The sequence below is a fragment of the Streptomyces sp. NRRL S-378 genome (genome assembly GCF_000720645.1).
Lineage (GTDB): Bacteria > Actinomycetota > Actinomycetes > Streptomycetales > Streptomycetaceae > Streptomyces.
The window spans coordinates 64,261-86,416 of record NZ_JOBX01000026.1 but is presented as its reverse complement, the minus strand read 5'-3'; the positions used below and the strand labels follow the sequence as shown (position 1 = coordinate 86,416).

The window sequence follows — 22,156 nt, the reverse complement described above, 5'->3', positions numbered from 1 at the left end:
AACACCGACATCCACGCGGGCATCACCACCGCGGTGATCGTGAACACCGCGATCGTGGTGGTCGGGATCCTCACCACCGTCCTCTTCCTCCGCACCAAGCAGCCCGGCAACTAAGGCAACTCCGCCTTGTGACAGACCTGCCGAGGCGGCGAACGTTGGCCCCAGGCACGGAGGGAAGGAACCCCGATGGCAACACCCACCCACTCGGCCGCCGGACAGAGCCGTGCCCGGATCCGCTGGGACCACGCGAGCATCCCCTCCCCGTCCGGCCCCCTCCCCGCGAGGGTGTACCGGCCGGCGGCATCCGCACCGCAGGGCTGGCTGGTCTGGGCGCACGGCGGCAGCTGGCGCGCCGGATCCGCCCAGGACTGGCACGGCCCCACCGCCGACCTCGCCCGGATCTCCGGCTTTGCCGTCGCCAGCGTCGACTACCGGCTGGTCCCCGAAGTACGCCACCCGGCCATGGTCGAGGACGTACTGGCGGCGCTCGCCTGGGCCCGGGACCAGGCCGGGCCATCCGCTCCCGTCGCGGTCGGCGGAGACAGCGCGGGAGCCACCCTCGCCGCCTGCGCCGCCCTCGCCTGCCGCGACCGGGACCTCCCGCTCGCCGCCCAGCTCCTCGCCTACCCGCCCCTGGACCCCGGCTGCACGGCCGACTCGTACCACCGCTTCCCCCACCTGTTCCCCACGGCCTCCTACCTGATGGCGGCCTGGCAGGACTACCGGGAACCGGGCCGGCCGGCCGCCGCCGACGGCACCCCGCTCTACAGCACCCCCTTCGAGGCGCCCGACCTGCGCGGCGTGGCGCGGGCCGTCCTGGCCACCGGAGACCTCGACCCCGTCAGTGACGACGTGCACCGCTACGCACGCCTGCTGCACGCGGCCGGAGTGGAGGTCACCCTGCGGGAGTTCGGGCAGACCGGCCACGGGGTGTTCCTCCAGCCGGGTCACGCCCCGGGCGGCGGACCCGACACGGCGTCCCTGCGCGGCTGGCTGGGCGTGGCCCTGCGCCTGCTCACCTCACCGGCGGACCCCGGCGCCTGAGGCGGACCCCGCCCGTCCCGTCCACGCCTCCCGACCCTTCGTCAACGCACTTCACATGGAGCCGACATGAGCCACGACACCCCCAACCTCGACGCGCTGCTCCGGCACTTCGCCGACCTCCGCGACGGCCACCACGGCGGCGCCGTCACCCGCCCCGACAAGGAGGAGCACTTCCGCACCGCCGCGCGGCTGCTCGACCCGTACGCCCGCCAGGCACTCACCGAACTCAACGACGAACTCCTCCTGGGCCAGGGCGTCGTCGACGCCAGCGGTGTACAGCGCGCCGACGACGGCAGCCTCTTCCACGCCTGGACCCTGTGGTGGGACGAGCAGTCGACCGCGGACATCCCGCCGGTGACGCTCTACGCCCACTACGGAGCGGGCTTCCACCACCCCCACCTGCGCGGCGCCACCGTCTCCGAATGGCCGCTGAACGTCTTCGACGAGGCGCAGGCCGCCGCCGAACTGCCCACGATGCGCGCCATCGCCGCCGCGGACCTGCACAACCTGGTCTTCGAGCGGGACTTCAGGATCGTCCCGGCGACCGTGGCGGGCGCCACCGGCCTCCCCGTACACCAGCACTGAAAGGCCGTCCGTCATGACGAAGCCGCGACTGTCCGTACTGGACCAGACCCCCGTCGGCGAGGACCACACCCCGGACCAGGCGCTGCGCGCCTCCGTGGACCTCGCCCGGGCCGCCGAGGACCTCGGGTACACCCGCTACTGGGCCGCCGAGCACCACGGCTCCCCGGGCTTCGCGAGCAGCGCTCCGGAGATCCTCGCGGGAGCCCTGCTCGCCCACACCTCGCGCATGCGGATCGGCACCGGCGGGGTACTGCTGCCCCGCTACGACCCGGCGAAGGTCGCCGAGGTCTTCGGAGTGCTCGCCTCCCTCCACCCGGGCCGCGTCGACCTCGGCATCGGCCGGGCCGGCGGCCCCGCACGGGACTTCCCGCAGCGGCTGGCGGAACTGCGGGCGCTGCTCGGTGCGGGCGGCGTCGTACCGCACCCGCCGGTCCCGCCGCAGATGTGGCTCCTGGGCGCGGGACGCGAATCGGCGCGGCTGGCCGGGCTGCTGGGCACCGAGTTCGCGTTCGGGCACTTCTTCTCCCCGGCCGGCGGCACGGAGGCGTTCGACGACTACCGCTCCCAGTTCCGCAGGGCCACCGGCCGGCCCGCGGGCGGCGCCCTCGCCGTACGGGTGGTCACCGCCGACAGCGCCGGCCGCGCCGAGGAACTCGCCCAGAGCCTGCTGCTGTGGCGCGCCCGCAAGGACCTCGGCCAGGACGCCCCGCTGCCGTCCCACGAGACCACGCGCCGCCACCGCTGGACGGGCGCGGAGCTGGAGCGGGCCAAGGTGCACCGCACGGCCCTCGTCTCCGGGGCGCCCGAGCAGGTGCACGCCGTACTGACGGGGCTCGCCGCCGCCCACGGGGTCGACGAGCTGATCGTCAACACCCTGACGGCCGACCCCGCCGACCGCCAGCGCTCCTACGAGCTGCTGGCCGAGGCCTTCGCCCTCCCGGCGGCCCGGCGGGAGGCGGCCGTGCCGGCCGTCGGCTGAGGCCCTGTCCCCCGGGTCCTGCCGCGCCCGCGACGCCCGCACCGGGCGCCGCGGGCGCGGGCCGGATGATCTACGGTGAGCGGCGGGGGTGCCGTCGGCCGGCGGCGTCCGAGGACGAGGGGGCACCGATGGACCGGCACGTCGCATTCGAGCGGCTGCACAACTTCCGCGACCTGGGCGGCTACGGGGGCCACGACGGCGGGACCGTCCGGTGGCGGACCCTGTACCGCGCCGACTCCCTGGGCAAGTTGAGCGGCGCCGACTGGGAGAGGTTCCTGGAGCTGGGCATCGGCACCGTGATCGACCTGCGCTACCCGTGGGAGATCGAGGCCAAGGGCCGCGTGCCGGAGGCGGAGCGGTTCCACTACGTCAACCTGAGCATCGAGCACCGGCCCTACGACCAGGCCGAGATCGACCCCGGCATCGACCCCTGGCGCTACCTCGCCGACCGGTTCGCGGAAGTCACCGAGGACGGCGCCGACGAGATCCGGCAGGTCCTGCAGACCATCGCCGACGCGCCCGGGCCGGTGGTCTTCCACTGCACCTCGGGCAAGGACCGGACCGGGCTGGTCGCCGCGTTCGTCCTCACCCTGCTCGGCGTCCCCCAGGAGCAGGTCCTCGCCGACTTCGCGCTCACCGAGCTGGCCACCGAACGCCTGGCCGCCGACTGGCGGGCCGCCAACCCCGGCCGGGTCATGAAGTGGCCGAGCTACGGCCGCGCCCCCGCCGTGATCATGGAGCTGGTGCTGGCGGACCTGGAGGCCCGCCACGGTTCGGTGCACGGCTACCTCGAGCACCGGGTGGGACTGCCGGAGCGGACCGCGGAGCGGCTGCGCGCCCGGCTGCTGACGGCCGCCGAGGACTGACCCGCCCCGGCACGCGGCCGGCCGCGCGGACACCGGGGACGCGTGAACCGGCGTGCGCGCGGGCGCTGCCCGGCGACGCGAAGTCCCTCTGGTGGCGCCGCCGGAGGATCCCTACCATCGGACCAGGGGCGGGGGAGGGGGTGCGTTCATGGCAGCGCAGGTCGGGCGGCTGGAGCGCTTCGTGGCCTGGGTGCTGCGCAACGCCGACGTCGTCGTCGCCCTCTGTGTCGCGATGGGCGTCGGCTTCCTGGACATCTTCGGTGACGTCGTCAGCGACGACGTCTCCTCCGGTGCCACCCTCGTCGTCCTCGGCCTCCTCGCGACCGGCTCGATCGTCGAGCGCGTACGCCGGCCCGCCGCCATCCACGAGGCACTGAGCGGGACCCGCCAGGCCCTGGAGGACCTCGCCATGGTGCGCTCGCTCTCCGGCAACGAGGTCGGCGAGGCACTGCGCAAGGCCAGGCAGCACACCAACCTCTGGTACTTCAAAGGCGGTACGGGCACCTACCTCAGGGCGGTCACGCTGCCGCTGTGCGTGGCCGCCGCCAAGGAGCAGCGCTCCCAGCTCAACGTGAAGATCGACATCGTCAACCCGGCCGACGAGCGCGCCTGCGCCGCCTACGCCCGGTTCCGGCAGATGTTCGGCGGGCAGCGCGGGGGCGACGACGTGTGGACCACCGACCGGGTCCGCCGGGAGTCGTACGCGACCGTCCTCGCCGCCTGCTGGTACCAGCGGCAGCTGACCACCCTCGAGATCAGCGTGCACCTTTCGTCCGCCGTGCCCACCCTGCGCTTCGACCTTTCCGAAACCTGCCTCGTCATCACCCAGGACGACCGTTCCCGGGTGAACCTGCTGGTGGAGCGGGGACAACCGCTCTACGACTACTACGTCACCGAGTTGCACCAGAGCCGCGAGCAGGCCACCGTGCTCGATCTGCGCGTCGCGTCGCCCCTCGGCCAGGAACCCACCGTCGACGAAGTGCGGACGCTCTTCGACGACCTGGGGCTCCCGCTGCCGCGCGTCTTCACCGACAGCGACATCGGCCGGATCATCGAGAAGGCCCTGCACGCGGAGGACCCCTACAGGAGGTGAGGCGCTCCGGCGCGTGCCATGGACCACGAGCTCGAAAGGACCCTTGTCTCCCTGGAGGAGATCGCCTCCGGGGACCGTGAGCTGCGGGCCGTCCGCCATCCCCTCGGGTTCCTGTGCCTGCCTCTGCTGAGAGAGGGCCTGCGCGGCATCTGCGTACACCTCTTCGACGCCGGCAACCGCGCCGAGCCCGACGCCTCCCCGATGCACGCCCACAGCTGGGAACTGCGCAGCCGCGTGCTGTACGGCCGGGTGGCGAACCTGCCCGTGCGCACGCGGGCGGTGCCCGAGGGCGAGGAGGGCGCCACCCACCGGGTGTTCGAGGTGCACAGCCGCAGCGACGGCGTGGACGAGATCCGCCCCACGCCCCTGCTGGTGCGCAGCGAGGCAGGGCCGGCCCGCCTCAGTTCCGGCGGCGAGACCTACACCCTGCCCGCGGGGGAGTTCCACGCCACCGCCCTGGAGGGCCCGGAACCGGCGGCCACCCTCGTGCACGGCCTGTCGGTCCCCGGCCGGCGCGACCTGTCGCTCGGCCCGCTCGACGGCCGGCCGCGCCGCACGACCCGCCGGCTGTGCGACCGGGCGCAGACCGTGCACAGCGTCCACACCGTCCTCAGGAGGATCGATGCCCAACAACGGGCCTGATTTCGCCCGCGAGCGGCAGGTCGCCGTCGCCGCGGCGGAGGAGGCGGGCGGTCTGCTGCGCAGGCGCTTCGCGGCGGTGCACTGCCTGCGGACGAAGGACGAGTACGGCGACGTACAGGTCGACCTCGACCTCGCCGCCGAGCAGCTCGTCCTCGGCCGGATCCAGCGGCACTTCCCGGACGACCGGATCCTGTCCGAGGAGGCCGGACTCCTGGACGCCGCAGGCGAACGCACCTGGCTGGTCGACCCGCTGGACGGCAGCAACAACGTGGTGATCGGACTGCCCGCCTATGCGGTCGGCATCGGGCTGTGCCTGGGCGGTGCCCCGGTGCTGGGCGTGGTGCACGAGCCGGTCACCGGAGAGACCTGGCACGCGGTCAGGGGCCACGGAGCCCACGGCTCCGCCGGGGCGCTGGCCGGGCCCGCCCCCGGGCTGCCGACCCCCGGACCCGTCGTCGCCTGGACCCAGGGGTACGCCGTACGGCGCGGTGACGTGACCGCGGTCGCGCTGCGCGGCGTACTGGAGCTGCACTGCCGGCGGGTCCTGCAGCTGTGGGCCCCGTTGCTCGGCTGGAGCCTGCTGGCGCGCGGCACCATCGACGCCTTCGTCGGCTACCGCGCCGAGGGCGTGGACCTGCCGACCGGGGCGCTGCTCGCGGCCGAGGCCGGTGTGGAGCTGCGCACCCTGGCCGGGGCGCCGTTCACCCCCGGTTTCGCAGGGGACGACTCCGGGCGCAGCTTCGTCGCGGCGCGGGGTGAAACCCTGGCGTACCTCCTGCGGGAGGTGGGCGCCGTGGCCTGAGGGTGTCCTGCCGGCTCAGGTGGTGGCGGCCAGCGCCAGCGTCGCCGACAGGGTGCCGGCCACCGAGAGGACGAGCCCCGTACCGAGGAAACGGCCCAGGTCGATGCGGGTGCCGTGCCAGCGGCACCGCTCGAACCACAGCAAGGTGGCCAGTGAGGCCCACGGCGTGATGACCGGGCCGACGTTGACGCCGATGAGCTGCGCCAGCAGCTGCTGGTGGTTGGCCTCCGGGATGGCCGCCTCGCCCGCCAAGTACGCCGGCAGGTTGTTGAGCACGTTGGAGAAGCCCGCACCCACCGCCGCCGACCTCAGCATCCCGACGAGGCCGTTGTCCGCCCCCATCGCCGCGGCCAGGACGTCGTGCAGCCCGTGCGCGTTGACGGTCTCCACGACCAGGAACATGCCCGGCACCAGCACGAGCAGCCGCCACGGGACCAGGGACAGGCGCAGCGCCCCGCGGTCGCGGACCGCGAAGGCCACCACCACGACCAGGGCCGCCGCCATCGACGCCGACCACAGCGGCACGTCGGCGAGGAGCAGCGCCACCAGGAACCCGCCGCACGCCACCGCGCACACCCGGAACAGGACCCGGTCCTTCGGGTTCGGAGGCGCCGGGGGCGCGTAGCTGACCGCGCCGCGCCGCCCGGGGCGCCAGTAGAAGCCCCACAGGCAGGCCATCGTCACGGCGATGGCGGCCAGCTGCGGCGCCCACATGGTGGCGGCCATCTCCGACGGGGCCAGCGCGACCCGGTCCGCGGCGAGCAGGTTCGTCAGGTTCGACACGGGAAGCAGCAGGCTCGCCGTGTTGGCCAGCCACACCGTGGTCATCGCCAGAGGTACGGCCGCGATGCCCACCCGCGTCGCCAGCGCCAGCATCACGGGGGTCAGCAGGACCGCCGTCGTGTCCAGGTTCAGGGTGATCGTCGTGACGGACGCGAACGCGACGCAGAGGCAGAAGAGCCGGGCGTAGTTGCCGCGGCCCACCCGCGCGATCCAGGTGGCGACCACGTCGAAGACCTCGGCCTTGCCGGTCAGCTCGGCGAGGACGATGACGGTGGCCAGGAAGACCACCAGGGGCCCGATGCGTTCCAGGACGTCGCCGGCGGGTCCGCGCGGCAGCAGGCCGGTGGCGACGCAGAGCGCACCGAGTGCGAGCAGCCCGCCGGCCAGCCAGTCCAGGGGATGCAGACGCCTGAGGAGAGACACGGCGAACAGAGTCGCACACGCACGCGCCCCGGCGGCAGACGGTCCCGGCCGAACCGGACACCCCCGCCGGGCCGGTGTGAGCGGACCCTCGCGCTCCGCACCGCCGCCCGTCGGGACGGGGGCGTGGCCACAGCCCCCGCCCTACCATGGTCCCCATGATGACGGACGGGCAATTCGGGGCGTCAGTACGGGAGTTCGACTTCTTCATCAGCTATTCGCCGGCGGACGAACCCTGGGCGGCGTGGATCGCCTGGACCCTGGAAGAAGCCGGCTACCGCACGGTCGTCCAGGCCTGGGACTTCGTACCGGGAACCAACTTCATAGACTTCATGGACCGCGGGGTCAGCGAGTCCGTCGCGGTGATCGCCGTCCTGTCGCGCCACTACGAACGCTCCACCTACGGGCGCATGGAATGGCAGGCCGCGCTCCGGGCCTCCCCCGAGTCACCCGAACGACGTCTGCTGACCGTCCGCGTGGACGAGATGCCCATCGAGGGGCTCCTCGCCACGATCACCTACGTCGACCTGGTGGGCGTCGCCGACACCGACACCGCGCGCTCCCTGCTGCTCACCCGGGTCGAGCAAGCCGTCGACGGGCACGCCCGCCCCGGCCGGCGGCCCGGCTACCCCGGCGGCGGACCGGGCGGTGCGCAGGGCGGCGGACCGGGCGGCCCCCGCCTCCCCGCGCAGGCCCACCCCGGCGGCCTCCGGCCCGGCGCGCTCGCCGGCCCCGGCTGGGCGGGCCGCCGCCGACCGGCCCGCGCGCCCCTCTACCCGCAGGCCTCCCCGGCAGGTCTCCCCGGCCGCGCCCGGGAGGCCGTGACCGTCCTGCACCTGGCCGGGCCCGACTTCGGACGGGGCCGCGAGCCCGACTCGCTCAGCCGCCAGATCCGCGGCGACCTCATCATGCTCAGGGACGCGGGAGCGCCGTCCCCGGACCTGATGGTGGTCACCGGCGACCTCACCGCCTCCGGCAGCCCCCGCGAGTGCGACCAGGCCCTCAGCTTCCTCACCACCCTGCGCTCCCAGCTCGACCTGTCGCCGCAGCGGGTGATGGTCGTACCCGGCGCGCAGGACGTGAACCAGGCCGCCTCCCAGGCCTACTTCCACACCTGCGAGGCCGACGAGGTGGCACCGCAGCCTCCGTACTGGCCCAAGTGGCGCCACTACACGCGCCTGTTCCGCGGCCTCTACCAGGGACTGGACGCCGTCTTCGACAGCGATCAGCCCTGGACCCTCTTCCCGGTGCCCGAACTGAGCACCGTCGTCGCCGGATTCAACTCCTCCATCGCCTACAGCCACCGCCAGGAGGAGCAGTACGGCTTCATCGGCCGCGACCAGGCCGCCTGGTTCGCCGAGGCCATGCGCCGCTACGAGGACGAGGGCTGGCTGCGCATCGGCGCCCTGCGCCACCCGCTGACCGACGGCCGCCGCCCCGGCGATGCGGTCGGCGGCCCCGGCGGACTGCGCGACGCCGACACCTTCGCCCGACTGGCCGCCCCCCGGCTCCACCTGCTCCTCCACGGCCCGACCGGCGGCCCCCGCACCCTCTCCGCCACCCCCGGCCACAGCCGGCTCACCGGCCCCGCCGGCGGGCTGCCGCTCTTCGGTTCCGCAGCCCCCGCCCGCTTCCAGCTGCTCCAGGTCACCGCGGACGCCGTCACCCGCTGGGACGACCGGATCACGTCCGAGGCCGAGCGGTTCCCCGGCGAATGGCGGCACACCCGCCGCGTGTTCCCCGTTCCCGAACTGCCCCCCGTGATCAACGTCGAGCACGCCCGGGGCCGGGCCCCCCTCGACGACCCCGCCGCCGCGCTCGCCGAGCGGGTCAAGGAAATCTGCCGGGTGCGCAGGGCGGGCGTACGGCTGCGCGACGTCCCGCGCCGCGAGCCGGGCGACATGGTCCAGGTCATGGCCACCTGGCAGGAGCAGGGGGACGACGTCGTCCAGCAGCAGCGCATCGCCGTCCACCCCGGGACGCCCACCGAGGAGGAACTCGACCGGTTCGTCGGCCAGGTGCACGCCACCGACTCCGGCTCCGAGGCCGTCCTCGTCTACGGGGGCGACGCACCGGCCGGCGTGCTGCGGCACCGGGCTGCCGCCCACGGCGTACGGGTCCGCGTGCGCAGCTTCATCGAATTCCAGGGCCTGCTCGACCTGCGCGGCTACGTCGCCGCACAGACGGCCCGGCTCAGCAGCAGCGAGCAGTACGCCCCCGGCCTGTACCTGCCCCAGCGTTACCGCGACGCCGACCGCCCCGACGGACGGGAGCACGACGGCCTCGTCGAGGAACTGCTGGAGCTCCTCGAGTCCGACCACGGCCGCTTCGTCCTGCTGCTCGGCGACTTCGGACACGGCAAGACCTTCGCGCTGCGCGAGCTGGCCCGCCGCATCCCCGAACAGCTCCCGCACCTCACGCCGCTGCTGATCCCGCTCAACACCCTCGACCGGGCGCACAGCCTCGAAGGCCTCGTCGCCGCCCACCTCGCCGGCCACGGCGTCGACACCATCGACCTGCGGGCCCTGCGCTACATGCTCGCCCAGGGCCGCGTCGTCCTGCTCTTCGACGGCTTCGACGAACTGGTCCACCGGGTCAGCTACGACCGGGCCGCCGACCACCTCCAGGTCCTCCTCGACGCCGCCGTCGACAACGCCAAGATCGTCGTCAGCAGCCGCACCCAGCACTTCAAGTCGCACGCCCAGGTCCTCACCGCGCTCGGCGAGCGCGTCGGAATGCTCCCGCAACGCCGCGTCCTGTCCGTGGAGGGCTTCACCCCGGCGCAGATCCGCTCCTACCTCGTGCGCGGCTACGGCGACGAAGCCGCCGCCGACCGGCGCTACCAGCTCCTGCGCAACATCCCCGACCTGCTGATGCTCTGCCGCAACCCGCGGCTGCTGTCCTTCGTCGCGGACCTGAGCCAGGACCAGCTCCGCGCGGTCGCCGGAGCGGGCCGCGCGCTCAGCCCCGCACGGCTGTACGAGGACGTGTTCACCTCCTGGCTCAGCCACGAGGAGGCACGTGGCCAGGGCGGGCCCGGCGCACCGCCCGGACTCACCGTCCACGAACTCTGGGCGGCCGTGACCGCGCTGGCCTGGCGGCTGTGGGAGAGCGGGCGCAGCGCCCTGCGCCTGGACGAGCTGACCGAGACCGTCGCCGCCACGTTGAGCGAACTCACCGAGTCCCCGCTCACCCCGTCCGAACGGGCCCAGGCGGTCGGCGCCGGAAGCCTGCTCGTCCGCAGCTCCGACGGCGTCTTCCAGTTCATCCACGGCTCCGTCGTCGAATGGCTCGTGGCGCGCGAGGCCGCCCGCCGGCTGAGCCGCGGCAGCCAGGCCCTGCTCGTCGCCCGCCCGCTCAGCCAGCTCGCCGTCGAGTTCTTCTGCGACCTCGCCGACCACGAGCTGTGCGCCCGGTGGGTGCGCGACGTCCTCGACGCACCCGGCCGCGGGGTCAGCGACGCCGCGCGCGCCAACGCCGTCCGGATCAGCGACCGCCTGCGCGTGCCGGCCAACGCCGACCTGCGCGGTGCCAGGCTGGCCGGTGAGGACCTCTCGCACCGCGACTTCTGCGGGGTCGACCTGTCCGACGCCGACCTGACGGACACCCGGCTCATCGGCGCCAACCTCTCCGGGGCCGTGCTGCGCGGCACCCGGCTGACCGGCGCCCGCCTGGACCGGGCCGACCTCGGCGGAGCCGACCTGACCGGCGCGAACCTCAGCCGGGCCCGCCTGACCCGGGCCGACCTGCGGGGCGCCGTGCTGACCGGCAGCCGCTGGCACCGGGCCGCGCTCATCGACGTCACCATGGACGACGAGGTGCGGGCGGCCCCCGAACTCGCGACCGCCGCGATCGCCCCCGGCATGCCGGTGGACGCCGCATTCCGGCCGTCGGCGGTCGGCGTCCCCTACGGCTTCGGCATGCGCACCGGCCGGCTGCCCGAGCCCATCGCCTACAGCGCCGACGGCGAACTCCTCGCGGTCGGCAGCGAGGACGGCTCCGTCCTCGTCTGCGGCGCCGACGACGGCCGGGCGGTGCGCACCCTCCAGGGACACGAAGGACGCGTCTACGCGGTGAAGTTCCGGCCGGACGTCATCGCCACCGGCGGCTCCGACGGCACCGTACGCCTCTGGGACCCGGTCACCGGAGCGTGCCGCCACAGCCTGCAGATCCACCCCGACGGGGTGTGGCCGGTCTCCTTCGACGAGGCCGGCACGATCCTCGCCACCGGCGACAGCGAAGGCCTGGTCACGGTCTGGGACGTGGCCACCGGCCGGCCCGTCCACCGGCTGCCCGGCCACACCGCGCCCGTCTACACCGCCGTCCACAGCCACGACGGCCATCTGCTCACCGGCGACGCGGCCGCGAAGGCACGGCTCTGGGACCTGAGCACCGGAACGTGCGTCCGGGAGATCGACGGGCACCAAGGGGCCGTCTACCGGGCCCGGTTCAGCCCCGACGGCACCCTCTTCGCCACCGCGGACCGGGGCGCGGGCGGACGGGGCGGCACGGTACGGATCTGGCGGACCTCGGACGCCCGGCTGCTGCACGAGTTCACCGGCCACACCGGCCGGGTGTACGTCCTCGACTTCCACCCCGACGGCAACCTGCTCGCCAGCGGCTGCACCGACGGCCAGGTCCGGCTCTGGGACCCGGTCGTCGGCACCCCCGCCGGCGTGCTCGAACGGGGTACGGGCGCCGTCTACCAGGTGCTGTTCGGCGACGACGGAAGGCTCCTCGCCGCCTGCGACAGCAACGGCGCCGTCCGGCTGTGGACGGTCACCGGCCGCCCCCACGGCTACACGGTCGCCCTCCACGCCCAGCAGCCCGCCGACCACCGCGGCACCGCCTGGGCCTGCGCCTTCCGCCCCGGCGACACCCAGCTGCTCACCGTCGGGAACGACGGCGGCGCGCAGATCTGGGACTCCGCCACCGGCCAGGGCAAACGGATCCTGCGCGGGCACGGCCGCAGGATCAGCACCGTCGCCTTCAGCGCGGACGGCTCCCACCTGGCGACCGCCGGCAACGACGGCGTCGTACGGCTCTGGGACACCCGCACCGGACGGCGTACCGAGGAGCTGTCCGGCCGGGGCGACCGGCTGGTCTCGGCGGCGTTCAGCCCCGTCGAACCCCTCCTGGTCACGGCCAGCAACGACGGCGACATGTACCTGTGGGACCCGGCGGGCGGCCACTACCTGCGCGAGCTGGACGCCGAGACCGAGCACGTGTGGGCGGAGGCCTTCAACGCCGACGGGACCCTGCTCGCTACCGCCAACGACGACGACTCGGTCCGCGTCTGGTTCCGTCCGACCGGTTCGCCCGTGTCGAACCTGGCCGGGCACCGGGGCCGGGTCCGCTCCATCGTCTTCCGCTCCGACGGCGACGTCCTGGCCACCGGCTGCGACGACAGCGTCGTACGGGTGTGGGAGGCCAGGAGCGGCCGCCTGGTGGAGGAACTCGGCGGCGCCGCCGGCCACGCGGACCGGGTGTACGGCGTCGCGTACGGCCAGGGCAGCGCGTGGCTGGCGAGCGCGAGCTGGGACGGCAGCGCCGTCGTCTGGCGCGACGGGGAGGCACGGCTGCGCCTGCGCGGTCGCGGCGGACGGCTGTGGGCCGTCGCCGCCCATCCGGACCGGCCGCTGCTCGCCGCCGCGGGTGACGACCGGGCGGTCGCCCTGTGGCACGCCGAGACCGGCGAGCGGGTCACCGACCTCGTCGGCCACACCGGCCGGGTGCTCTCCCTCGCCTTCTCCCCGGACGGGCGCCTCCTGGCCAGCGGCGCCGAGGACGGCACCGTACGGCTCTGGAACATCCCGGCGGACGGCGAGCCGCCTTCGCTGCGCGCCACGCTGATGGGCATGGCGGGCGGCTGGGCGGCGCTGACCCCGGCCGGCGGCTACAAGTACGAGGGCGACGTGGCCGGCGAGTTCTGGCACGTGGTGGGCATGTCCCGGTTCGCACCGGGGGAGCTCGACGAGTACCTGCCGGGCATCCACCGGCTGCCGCTCGGAGAGGAACTCTGACGCGCCGCACCCGGCCGACCCCTCGGGCCTCAGCCGAGGTCCGAGGCGGTCGGCACGACCACCCCGTACAGGTCGGCGATGGTCGCGAGGGCGGCGTGGTGGATCTGTCGACCCCGGCCGCCTACATCGAATCGGCCCGCGTCGAGGTGGCGCGCCACCAGCTCGAATCCACCGACGCCACCCTCGACCGGATCGCCTCCGCCTGCGGTTTCCACACCACCGACACCCTGATCCGGGCCTTCCGCCGCACGCTCGACACGACACCCACGGAATACCGCAACCGCTTCCGTTCCACCGTCCGGGTGACGACTCCCCGCTAGTCGGCCCCCCGCGCATCCGTCCCGCCCGCGACCGCGGAAGAGATGAGGGAACCCACCTCGGCCGACGGCGGAACGGAGCACCTCCATGACCGACACCCCAGGGCACCCGGCCCGGCCCCCCGGCCCGCTGTGCCTGGTCACCGGCGCCACCGGCTACATCGGCGGCCGGCTCGTCCCCGAGCTGCTGAAGGCCGGACACCGCGTCCGGTGCCTCGCCCGCACCCCGGCGAAACTGCGCGACCACCCCTGGGCGGGGCAGGTGGAGACCGTCCGCGGCGACGTCACCGACGCCGCGTCGCTCGCCCCGGCCATGCGGGGCGTCGACGTCGCCTACTACCTGGTGCACGCCCTGGGCACGGGCCGCGACTTCGAGGAGACCGACCGCCGGGCCGCCCGCACCTTCGCGGAGCAGGCCCGCGCCGCCGGCGTGCGCCGCATCGTCTACCTGGGCGGACTCACCCCCACCGGGGTCCCCGACCGCGACCTCTCGCCCCACCTGCGCTCCCGCGCCGAGGTCGGACGCATCCTCCTCGACTCCGGGGTCCCCACCACCGTGCTCCGCGCCGCCGTCATCATCGGCTCCGGCTCCGCGTCCTTCGAAATGCTCCGCTACCTCACCGAGCGGCTGCCCGTGATGGTCACCCCGAGCTGGGTGCGCACCCGCATCCAGCCCATCGCCGTCCGCGACGTGCTGCGCTACCTGGTCGGCAGTGCCGGGATGCCCGACCACGTCAGCCGCGCCTTCGACATCGGCGGCCCCGAAGTCCTCACCTACCTCGACATGATGCGCCGCTACGCCGTCGTCGACGGACTGCCCAAACGCCTGATCTTCCCCGTCCCGGTCCTCACCCCGCGCCTGTCCAGCCACTGGGTCGGCCTGGTCACCCCCGTGCCCCGGTCCATCGCCCGGCCGCTCGCGGAATCCCTCAAGTACGAGGTCGTCTGCGACGAGCACGACATCGCCGACTGGGTTCCCGATCCGCCCGGCACGCCCGTCTCCTTCGACCGGGCGCTCGCGCTCGCCCTCCAGAAGGTCCGCGACGCCCAGGTCGTCACCCGCTGGTCCTCCGCCTCCGTGCCCGGCGCGCCCAGTGACCCGCTGCCCACCGACCCCGACTGGGCCGGCGGCAGCCTCTACGCCGACGTCCGCGAGCGCACCGTCGATGCCCCGCCCCAGGCGCTGTGGCGGGTGGTGGAGGGCATCGGCGGGGAGAACGGCTGGTACTCCTTCCCGCTCGCCTGGGCCGTCCGCGGCTGGCTCGACCGCCTCGTCGGCGGGGTCGGACTGCGCCGCGGCCGCCGCGACGCCACGCTCCTGCGGATCGGTGACTCCCTCGACTTCTGGCGGGTCGAGGAGATCGAACGGGGGCGGCTGCTCAGGCTCCGTGCCGAGATGCGGCTCCCCGGCCTCGCCTGGCTGGAGATGTACGCCGAGCACGACGACGAGGGGCGCACGCGGTACCGGCAGCGGGCGCTCTTCCACCCGCGCGGCCTGGCCGGCCACGCCTACTGGTGGAGCGTCTCGCCCTTCCACGCCCTGGTCTTCGGCGGCATGGCGCGCAACATCGCCCGCACGGCGGAGGCGGCGGCCGCCGACGGCACCACCCAGGGAGCACGGTCATGAACGCCTCGGTCGTCCTGTTCACCTCGGACCTGCGGGTCCACGACCATCCGCCGCTGTGCGCCGCACTGGGCCCCGGCCGTCAGACCGTGCCGCTCTTCGTGCGCGATCCGGCGGTGGACCACGCCGGTTTCGCGGCGCCCAACCGCCTCGCCTTCCTCGCCGACTGCCTCGCCGACCTCGACCGGGGCCTGCGCGATCGGGGCGGCCGGCTCGTCGTCCGCTCCGGCGACCCCGTCGCCGAGGTGTGCGCCGTGGTACGGGAGGCCGACGCCGACGAGGTGCACATGGCCGCCGGGTGCAGTGCCTTCGCCCTGCGGCGCGAGCAGCGGCTGCGCCGGGCCCTGGAGGCCGACGGCCGGCGCCTGTACGTCCACGACGGGGTCGTCACCGCACTGCCGGCCGGTGCCGTGACACCGAGCGGATCCGATCACTTCGCCGTGTTCACCCCGTACTTCAGACGCTGGTCGGGCGAGCGCCTGCGCCCGCCCCTCGGGGCCCCGCGCGTCGTCAGGGTGCCCCCCGGCATCCGTTCCGAGGGCCTGCCCGCGCGGCCGCCCGCCGGAGAGGTCTCGGCGGGCCTGGGCACCGGCGGCGAGGACGAGGGCCGCAAGCGGCTCGCGTACTGGCTCGACGGGTACGCCGACGCCTACGAGGAAGGGCACGACGACCTCGCCGCGGACACCACCTCCCGCCTCTCCCCGTACTTCCACTTCGGCGCGCTGTCGGCGGCCGAGGCCGTGCACCGGGCCCGCGCCCGGGGCGGAGCGGGCGCCGAGGCCTTCGTACGGCAGCTCTGCTGGCGCGACTTCCACCACCAGCTGCTCGCCGCCCGCCCCGAGGCCGCCGACGCCGACTACCGCACCCGGGGCGACCGCTGGCGGCGCGGCCCGCAGGCCGAGGCCGACCTGCGGGCGTGGCAGGAGGGCCGCACCGGCTATCCCGTCGTGGACGCGGCGATGCGCCAGCTCGCCCACGAGGGCTGGATGCCCGGCCGCGGCCGGCTGCTGACCGCCTCGTTCCTGACCAAGACCCTCTACATCGACTGGCGCGCCGGAGCCCGCCACTTCCTCGACCTGCTGGTCGACGGGGACGTCGCCAACAACCAGCTCAACTGGCAGTGGATGGCCGGCACCGGCACCGACAGCCGCCCCAACCGGGTCCTCAACCCGGTGATCCAGGGCAAGCGCTACGACCCCGAGGGCGCGTACGTGCGCCGGTGGGTGCCCGAACTCGCCGGGCTGCGGGGCTCCGGGGTCCACGAGCCGTGGAAGCTGGCCGGCCCCGAGCGGGACCGGTGCGAGGGCTATCCCGATCCGCTGGTCACCCTCCCCGACGGACTGGCCCGCTTCCGCAGGGCCCGCGGTCAGGACTGATCCCGTACCCCGGGCCGCCCCGTCCCGGTCCCCGCCGCCGCGTGGCAGAGCCCGCGCAACAGGGTCAGCGCCTCCCGCAGCCCGCCGGGTCGCACCGTGCCAGGGGCGAGGGGCTGTCCGGCCCAGCCCGGGCCCGCCGGCACCACCGCCGGCCGGGCGCGGGCGCCCTTGACGCCCCACGCCGTGCCGGCGACGTGCCGGGCCAGCGCGGGGCTCGCGGTGGACCGGGCCTGGGACCACAGCACGACCGCTGCGGGGCCGGTCCGGCGTACGGCCTGGTCGAGGGCCTCGGGCGGCACGGCCGCCCCGAACATGAGGGTGGACAGGCCGGCTTCGGCCAGGCCCGCCGCCAGTGCCTCCAGCGCGAGGGTGTGCTGCTCGCCCGGTACGCAGGCGAGCAGCACCGGGGGTGCGGCCGAGCGGGCCCCGACGGACGGGGGCCCGGCGGCGCGGCGCAGCGCGCTCGACACGTGCCAGGACAGCAGGTGCTCGACCTCGACGTACCGGTCGCCCGAGGTCTCCCACTTGCGTCCCACGGCGTGCAGGGTCGGCGCCATCACCTCCTCCCAGGCGGTGACCAGGCCGTACTGGGCGATCACCGAGCCCAGCAGCTCGTCCACGGCCCAGGCGTCGAGGCGTACCGCGGCCCGCCCCAGCCCACGGCACTCCTGTCGTACGGCGCCCAGGCGCAGGCCGTTGCCCGAACCCGGCCGGCCGGCTGCCGGCCGGGGGAGGGGGGCCGGGGCGGCGGGCGGAGCGGCTTCTGCGGACGCCGGGCCGGCCAGGGCGGCGCGCGCGGCCTCGGCGGGCGGGATCCCCGACGAGGTCAGCCGGCACATCTCGTGCAGGACGGCGAGGTCCTCGGGGGTCCACCGCCGGTGCCGGCCGTCCTCGCGGGCGGCGGGTCCGATGCCGTATCGCCGGTCCCAGGAACGCAGGGTCGTGGGGGCGACGCCCAGTCGGCGGGCCACCGCGCCGGTGGTCAGGCCGTGCGCGGAGGATGAGGACTGTGCGGACTCGGACTGCGTCATGTCTCCATGATGCGACGCACAACCGACGCGAGTGGTGTCGAAGGGAGGGCGGACCGGAATCTGGAGGGGCCCGCCCCGGCCCCGGCCAGGGGCGCACCCGTCCGGCCGACCGGCCGGATCCGGTCCCGGCCCGAGGAGCAGCCGCCATGACCGCCCGGAGCGCCACCGTCCAGCCGTCCCCCGCGATCGGCGATCTCCTCACCGACCACGAGGTCGCCGAGGGTTTCGTGCGCGGTGACGAGCAGTGCCTGACCGCCGCGTACCGGCGCTGGGGCGGCCTCGTCCACGCGCTGGCGGCCCGTACCCTCGGGGACCCCCGAGAGGCCGAGGACGTCAGCCAGCAGGTGTTCCTGGCCGCCTGGCGGGGCCGCGCGGGCTACCGGCCGGAGCGCGGCGCCTTCCCCGGCTGGCTCGTCGGCATCACCCGGCGGAAGATCGCCGACGCGCTCGCGGACCGCACCCGGCGGCTCGCCCTGGTCACCGCGGCCGGAGCCGCCCTGCCCGCGCCGGACGAGCCCGGTCCGGGCCCCGAAGCGGTGCTGGACCGGCTGTTCGTCACGGGCGAGCTGGCGCGACTGCCCCGCCCGCAGCGGGAGGTGCTGGCCATGGCCTTCTACGGGGACCTCACCCAGATCCAGATCGCCGAGCGCACCGGCATGCCGCTCGGCACGGTGAAGAGCCACACCCGGCGGGGCCTGCACCGGATGCGCCACCGCTTCGCCGCCGGGACACCGGCCGCGGACCCGGCCGGGGCGGGGTACGCGTGAGCCGTGCCGGGGGTGCGAAAATGACGGCGAGGCGTGCGGCGGAGGGAGCAGGGGTGGCGGAGGCGGACGATCGGGTGCCCGGCCCGGCGCCGGTACGGGTGGACGGGCGGACCGAGCGCGGACGCCGGACCCGGGACAGGATCGTGGACGCCCTGCTCGACCTGCTCGACGAGGGCGTCGTGGAGTTCCCGGCCGAGCGCGTCGCCGAACGCGCGGGCGTCTCCCGCCGGTTGGTCTTCCACCACTTCGCCGACATGTCGGAGCTGGTGGACCTCGCCATCACCCGGCGGCTGGAGCAACTGGCGGAGCAGATCCGGCCGTTGCCCGTGACCGGGCCCCGCCGGGTCCGGGTGGCCGCCCTGGCCGAACAGCGGGCCCGGATCCTGGAGTGGATCACTCCGGCACGGCTGACGCTGATGCGGATCGACCACCCCTCACCGCGGATCCAGCAGGTCACGGACGAGGCGTTCGCGGACGCCCGGCGCCGGGTCGCGGAGATCTTCGCGGAGGAGCTGGGCCGCCTGGACGAGAGCCGGGCGGCCGAACTCCTCGACGGTCTGGACGCCGTCACCACGTGGGGGGCGTGGAACCACTGGCGCTCCGGCGGGAAGAGCCCTCAGCAGGCGCGCGCGGCGATGGAGGCCACCGTGCTGAACCTGCTGGCGGCGGGCGACCTTCCGCACGGATGAGCGCCGGGCGGGCGGCTGCGGCTCAGGCCGCCCTGACGTCCTCGGCCCGCGCGGTCACCGTCACGCCGTCCGCGCCCACCGACACGCCCGCGGGCCGCAGGCCCAGCGGCAGTTCGGGCAGGGTCCGGGTCTGCCGGGCGAGCGCCTGCGCGATGAGCGGGCTGTCCGGGTCCAGGGACCGGCCGGCCACCGAGGCGGCCGTCGGACGCAGGGAGACGACGCCGTCGTGGAGTTCGACACCCGCCGTCAGCACCACGGGCGCGCCCAGCACGCTGCGCCGGATGAGCAGTTGGCCGTTGCCGGCGTCGGAGATCCGGGTGTCGCCCTCCGGTCCGTCGCCCAGCGAGGAGTACGGGGCGGTGAAGCGGGCCGACGCCGTGTCCGCCCGGTAGCCGTCGCCCTCACGGGAGACGTTGTCGAAGGTGACGTCGGCCTTGATCCGGCTGCCGCGGTCGGTCGTCGCGTCGGCCCGGACCCGTACCTCCGGGTAGGTCTCGCGGGCGGCCTGGAGGAGGAAGGGCAGCCCCTCGATGGAGACGTCCGGGCGTCCCACGAGGTTCGTCTGCCGCTGGCCGATCCGGTCGGCGAGCCGGCCTTCGGCCAGGCCGCGGGCCACCGAGTCGGCGACGGGCAGCGCGAGCAGCAGGACTCCGGCCAGGCCGGCCGCGATGAGAGTGCGGCGGCGCCGGGAGCGGGGCGGCCGGGTGCCGGGCCTGGCCGGGCGGACGCCCGCGGTGGCGCCGGGGCGCGGGGTGGTGCGGGGGAGCATGCGGTACCTCATCGGGTGGGAAGGGGGTCGGTGGCGGTGGTCCCGCCGGTTTCGGGTGCGGGGAGGACGGCGGGCCCTCCGGCCGGCAGGGTGTGGGAGCTGCCCTCGATGTCGAGGTCGGGCAGGATCCGGTCGAGACGGCGGGGCAGCCACCAGCCGCGGTCCCCGAGCAGCGCCATGGTGGCGGGGACGAGCAGCCCGCGCACGACGGTGACGTCCAGGGCGACGGCCGCGGCGAACCCGGTGCCGAACATCTTCACGACGGGGTCGTCCGAGAGCAGGTACGCGAGGAAGACGCTCACCATGATCAGTGCGGCGGAGGTGATGATCCGGCCGGTCGAGGCGAGACCCGCGACCACCGCGTGCCGGCTGTCCCCGCTCGCCAGCCACTTCTCGCGCACCGAGGTCAGGAGGAACACCTCGTAGTCCATGGAGAGGCCGAAGAGGACGGCGAACATCAGCAGCGGTACGTAGCCGGGCACGGGCACCGGCCCTTCCAGCCCGATGAGCCGCGCGCCCCAGCCCCACGGGAACACCGCGGTGAGCACCCCGTACGCGGCGGCCACCGACAGCAGGTTGAGCACGGCGGCCTTGAGCGCGAGCAGCGGCGAGCGGAAGGCCGCCAGCAGCAGCAGTCCGGCCACGAGCACGACGGTCCCGATCACGGCGGGCAGTCGGTCCGCGAGGCGGTCGTTGAGGTCGGCGACCGCGGCCGCGGCCCCGCCGACGTGCGCGGCCCCCGCCCCGTCGGCGGTGGCCGCGGGCAGGGTGTCCGTGCGCAGGACGTGCACCAGGCGGGCGGTCGCCGGGTCGCCGGGGGCGGTGGCGGGCGTGACCTGCCAGCGGACGGTGCGGCCGTCGGCGGTGAGCTGCGCCGGACTGACCGAGGCCACGCCGGAGGTGGCGGCCAGGGCGGTGGAGACCCTGGTGACACGGGCGTCCTGCGGGTCTGCCGCGGGCGTCGCCAGGGTGTCGGTCACCTGGAGCGGGCCGTTGACACCGGGCCCGAAGGCGTCCGAGAGCTGCTCGTAGGCGGTGCGGCTGGCCGAGCCCACGGGCTTGTCGCCGGCGTCGAGCTGACCGAAGGCCAGCTGGGTGGCGGGCGCGGCGAGCAGCAGGAGCAGGCCGAGGCCCGCCAGGAGGTGGCGCCACGGGCGGGTCGTGACGCGCTCGGCGATCCGCTGCCAGCCCCGGCCCGCGGGAGCGGTCGCGTCCTTCCCGTTCCGCTCGGTGGCGCCCTCCTCCCGGGCGGCGCCGAGGAACCGGGCCAGCAGGCTCAGCAGGGCGGGCAGCAGGGTGAGGGTCGCGGCCACCGCGACGAGCACCGCGATCGCGGGCGCCAGCGCCAGGGCGCGCAGCAGCGGCAGCCCGCCCAGCGCCAGCCCGGCCAGCGCCGCGATCACCGCGCACCCGGCGAACGCGGAGGCCTTCCCGGCGGTGGCCGTGGCCAGGGCGGCGGCCTCGGGGGCCGCCACGCCCCGGCCGCGGAACTCGCGGAACCGGGTGAGGCAGAACAGCGTGTAGTCGATCCCCACGCCGAGGCCGATCATCGCGGCGATGGTGGTGGCGGAGGACGGCATGTCCATGAGGTGCCCGGCCAGGCCGACGAAGGCCAGTGACACGACCAGCCCGGCGACGCCGACGACCAGGGGGAGTCCGGCCGCGGCCGCCTTCCGGAAGCCGATGAAGAGGATCACGGCGGCGGCCCCGAGGCCGATGAGCTCGCTGTGCCCGGTGTCCGGCCGGTCCACGGCGGCCGCGAGGTCACCGCCCGGGGTGACCCGGATGCCGGCCGCCTCGGCCGGCCCGGCCGCGTCGGTGATCCGCTCCGACAGCTCGGGGGTGATGTCGCGGCCGGTGACGTCGAGGCCGACGGTGAGGTAGGCGGTGTGCCCGTCGCGGCTCATCGCGGCGGCGCCGGACCGGTCGTAGGGCGAGGTGACGCTCACGACGTGCGGCAGCCCCGCGATGGCCCGGGCGCTGCGCTCGACGGCGTCCCGTGCGCTCCCGCCGGTCAGCGCGGGGCCGTCGGGTCCGGTGTGCAGGACGAGCGGCTGGTTGCCGGAGGCGGGTCCGGGGAAGGCCGCCGCCGCCGTGTCGAGGGCGGCCTGGCTGTCACTGCCCGGGATGGTCACCGCCTCGCTGGTCGCACGGCCGTACGCCATGACGGCGCCGCCGAGCACGAGGAGCAGCACCAGCCAGGCCCCGATCACCCGTCTCGGCCGACGGGCGCACCAGCGCCCCATCGTCAGGAACATACGGGCCCTCCGTGATCCGATGGACAATATATTGCACTAGGCGTGCAGCTTTACGCTTGCACTCTGAGTGCAACGATGTCAATCGGGG

At 75.0% G+C, this 22,156-nt stretch carries 16 protein-coding genes and 1 pseudogene; 13 read left to right on the top strand and 4 right to left on the bottom strand.

The genetic code is table 11. From position 1 onward, the window contains the following. Positions 1-186 precede the first annotated feature (186 nt). From IH80_RS0119810 to IH80_RS0119780, 7 genes are all read left to right on the top strand, one after another. Positions 187-1,044, top strand: coding sequence for an alpha/beta hydrolase (locus IH80_RS0119810; RefSeq protein ID WP_063757311.1), 858 nt, complete (start codon positions 187-189; stop codon positions 1,042-1,044). 66 nt (positions 1,045-1,110) lie between these two features. Then, positions 1,111-1,629 (top strand): hypothetical protein, encoded by a 519-nt coding sequence (locus tag IH80_RS0119805; RefSeq protein ID WP_037880480.1) that lies wholly within the window; start codon positions 1,111-1,113, stop codon positions 1,627-1,629. A gap of 13 nt (positions 1,630-1,642) precedes the next feature. Continuing rightward, complete coding sequence (locus tag IH80_RS0119800; RefSeq protein ID WP_037880478.1) at positions 1,643-2,608, top strand: MsnO8 family LLM class oxidoreductase; 966 nt, start codon at positions 1,643-1,645, stop codon at positions 2,606-2,608. Between the two features lie 128 nt (positions 2,609-2,736). Next, the gene (locus IH80_RS0119795; RefSeq protein ID WP_030962114.1) at positions 2,737-3,474 is read left to right on the top strand and encodes a tyrosine-protein phosphatase; all 738 of its coding nucleotides are present in this window, start codon (positions 2,737-2,739) and stop codon (positions 3,472-3,474) included. A gap of 148 nt (positions 3,475-3,622) precedes the next feature. Next, positions 3,623-4,567: a hypothetical protein gene (locus IH80_RS0119790; RefSeq protein WP_030962113.1), complete on the top strand. Its 945-nt coding sequence runs from the start codon at positions 3,623-3,625 to the stop codon at positions 4,565-4,567. A gap of 18 nt (positions 4,568-4,585) precedes the next feature. Then, positions 4,586-5,209: a hypothetical protein gene (locus IH80_RS0119785; protein ID WP_037880476.1), complete on the top strand. Its 624-nt coding sequence runs from the start codon at positions 4,586-4,588 to the stop codon at positions 5,207-5,209. Beyond that, positions 5,190-6,011: an inositol monophosphatase family protein gene (locus IH80_RS0119780; RefSeq protein ID WP_030962109.1), complete on the top strand. Its 822-nt coding sequence runs from the start codon at positions 5,190-5,192 to the stop codon at positions 6,009-6,011. Before IH80_RS0119785 ends, IH80_RS0119780 begins: the two co-directional genes overlap by 20 nt. A 15-nt stretch (positions 6,012-6,026) precedes the next feature. Here IH80_RS0119780 and IH80_RS0119775 read toward each other — a convergent pair whose 3' ends face one another. After that, positions 6,027-7,217: an SLC13 family permease gene (locus IH80_RS0119775; protein ID WP_030962108.1), complete on the bottom strand. Its 1,191-nt coding sequence runs from the start codon at positions 7,215-7,217 to the stop codon at positions 6,027-6,029. A gap of 155 nt (positions 7,218-7,372) precedes the next feature. Between IH80_RS0119775 and IH80_RS0119770 the strand changes: the two genes are divergently transcribed. From IH80_RS0119770 to IH80_RS0119755, 4 genes and pseudogenes are all read left to right on the top strand, one after another. Next, complete coding sequence (locus IH80_RS0119770) at positions 7,373-13,237, top strand: TIR domain-containing protein (protein WP_030962107.1); 5,865 nt, start codon at positions 7,373-7,375, stop codon at positions 13,235-13,237. 110 nt (positions 13,238-13,347) lie between these two features. Continuing rightward, positions 13,348-13,557 (top strand): annotated as a pseudogene (locus IH80_RS0119765) (helix-turn-helix domain-containing protein); the annotation flags it as partial. An 85-nt stretch (positions 13,558-13,642) separates the two neighbouring features. Further along, entirely contained in the window at positions 13,643-15,181 is a 1,539-nt protein-coding gene (locus IH80_RS0119760; protein WP_037880475.1) for an SDR family oxidoreductase, read from the top strand. Continuing rightward, complete coding sequence (locus tag IH80_RS0119755) at positions 15,178-16,554, top strand: cryptochrome/photolyase family protein (protein WP_030962102.1); 1,377 nt, start codon at positions 15,178-15,180, stop codon at positions 16,552-16,554. The genes IH80_RS0119760 and IH80_RS0119755 overlap by 4 nt, the downstream gene beginning before the upstream one ends. Here IH80_RS0119755 and IH80_RS0119750 read toward each other — a convergent pair. Continuing rightward, entirely contained in the window at positions 16,545-17,585 is a 1,041-nt protein-coding gene (locus tag IH80_RS0119750) for a MerR family transcriptional regulator (protein ID WP_051809583.1), read from the bottom strand. The two genes, IH80_RS0119755 and IH80_RS0119750, sit on opposite strands and share 10 nt — an antisense overlap. A 146-nt stretch (positions 17,586-17,731) precedes the next feature. Between IH80_RS0119750 and IH80_RS0119745 the strand changes: the two genes are divergently transcribed. Together IH80_RS0119745 and IH80_RS0119740 are read left to right on the top strand one after the other, a co-directional pair. Continuing rightward, the gene (locus tag IH80_RS0119745; RefSeq protein ID WP_030962100.1) at positions 17,732-18,352 is read left to right on the top strand and encodes a sigma-70 family RNA polymerase sigma factor; all 621 of its coding nucleotides are present in this window, start codon (positions 17,732-17,734) and stop codon (positions 18,350-18,352) included. Positions 18,353-18,372: 20 nt separating this feature from the next. Further along, a complete protein-coding gene (locus tag IH80_RS0119740) occupies positions 18,373-19,041 on the top strand; it encodes a TetR/AcrR family transcriptional regulator (protein ID WP_030962099.1) in 669 nt (222 codons plus the stop codon). 22 nt (positions 19,042-19,063) lie between these two features. On the opposite strand, the gene IH80_RS0119735 is transcribed toward IH80_RS0119740, so the two are convergent. Both IH80_RS0119735 and IH80_RS0119730 read right to left on the bottom strand, forming a co-directional pair. Then, complete coding sequence (locus tag IH80_RS0119735; RefSeq protein ID WP_051809581.1) at positions 19,064-19,810, bottom strand: DUF2993 domain-containing protein; 747 nt, start codon at positions 19,808-19,810, stop codon at positions 19,064-19,066. An 8-nt stretch (positions 19,811-19,818) separates the two neighbouring features. After that, entirely contained in the window at positions 19,819-22,068 is a 2,250-nt protein-coding gene (locus IH80_RS0119730; protein ID WP_051809579.1) for an MMPL family transporter, read from the bottom strand. Between the last annotated feature and the right edge of the window lie 88 nt (positions 22,069-22,156).

Excerpts from the sequence above, each read along its gene's own strand:
- IH80_RS0119810 (WP_063757311.1), top strand. The coding sequence starts at position 187 with ATGGCAACACCCACCCACTCGGCCGCCGGACAGAGCCGTGCCCGGATC.
- IH80_RS0119805 (WP_037880480.1), top strand. The coding sequence starts at position 1,111 with ATGAGCCACGACACCCCCAACCTCGACGCGCTGCTCCGGCACTTCGCC.
- IH80_RS0119800 (WP_037880478.1), top strand. The coding sequence starts at position 1,643 with ATGACGAAGCCGCGACTGTCCGTACTGGACCAGACCCCCGTCGGCGAG.
- IH80_RS0119795 (WP_030962114.1), top strand. The coding sequence starts at position 2,737 with ATGGACCGGCACGTCGCATTCGAGCGGCTGCACAACTTCCGCGACCTG.
- IH80_RS0119790 (WP_030962113.1), top strand. The coding sequence starts at position 3,623 with ATGGCAGCGCAGGTCGGGCGGCTGGAGCGCTTCGTGGCCTGGGTGCTG.
- IH80_RS0119785 (WP_037880476.1), top strand. The coding sequence starts at position 4,586 with ATGGACCACGAGCTCGAAAGGACCCTTGTCTCCCTGGAGGAGATCGCC.
- IH80_RS0119780 (WP_030962109.1), top strand. The coding sequence starts at position 5,190 with ATGCCCAACAACGGGCCTGATTTCGCCCGCGAGCGGCAGGTCGCCGTC.
- IH80_RS0119770 (WP_030962107.1), top strand. The coding sequence starts at position 7,373 with ATGATGACGGACGGGCAATTCGGGGCGTCAGTACGGGAGTTCGACTTC.
- IH80_RS0119760 (WP_037880475.1), top strand. The coding sequence starts at position 13,643 with ATGACCGACACCCCAGGGCACCCGGCCCGGCCCCCCGGCCCGCTGTGC.
- IH80_RS0119755 (WP_030962102.1), top strand. The coding sequence starts at position 15,178 with ATGAACGCCTCGGTCGTCCTGTTCACCTCGGACCTGCGGGTCCACGAC.
- IH80_RS0119750 (WP_051809583.1), bottom strand. The coding sequence starts at position 17,585 with ATGACGCAGTCCGAGTCCGCACAGTCCTCATCCTCCGCGCACGGCCTG.
- IH80_RS0119745 (WP_030962100.1), top strand. The coding sequence starts at position 17,732 with ATGACCGCCCGGAGCGCCACCGTCCAGCCGTCCCCCGCGATCGGCGAT.
- IH80_RS0119740 (WP_030962099.1), top strand. The coding sequence starts at position 18,373 with ATGACGGCGAGGCGTGCGGCGGAGGGAGCAGGGGTGGCGGAGGCGGAC.
- IH80_RS0119735 (WP_051809581.1), bottom strand. The coding sequence starts at position 19,810 with ATGCTCCCCCGCACCACCCCGCGCCCCGGCGCCACCGCGGGCGTCCGC.
- IH80_RS0119730 (WP_051809579.1), bottom strand. The coding sequence starts at position 22,068 with ATGTTCCTGACGATGGGGCGCTGGTGCGCCCGTCGGCCGAGACGGGTG.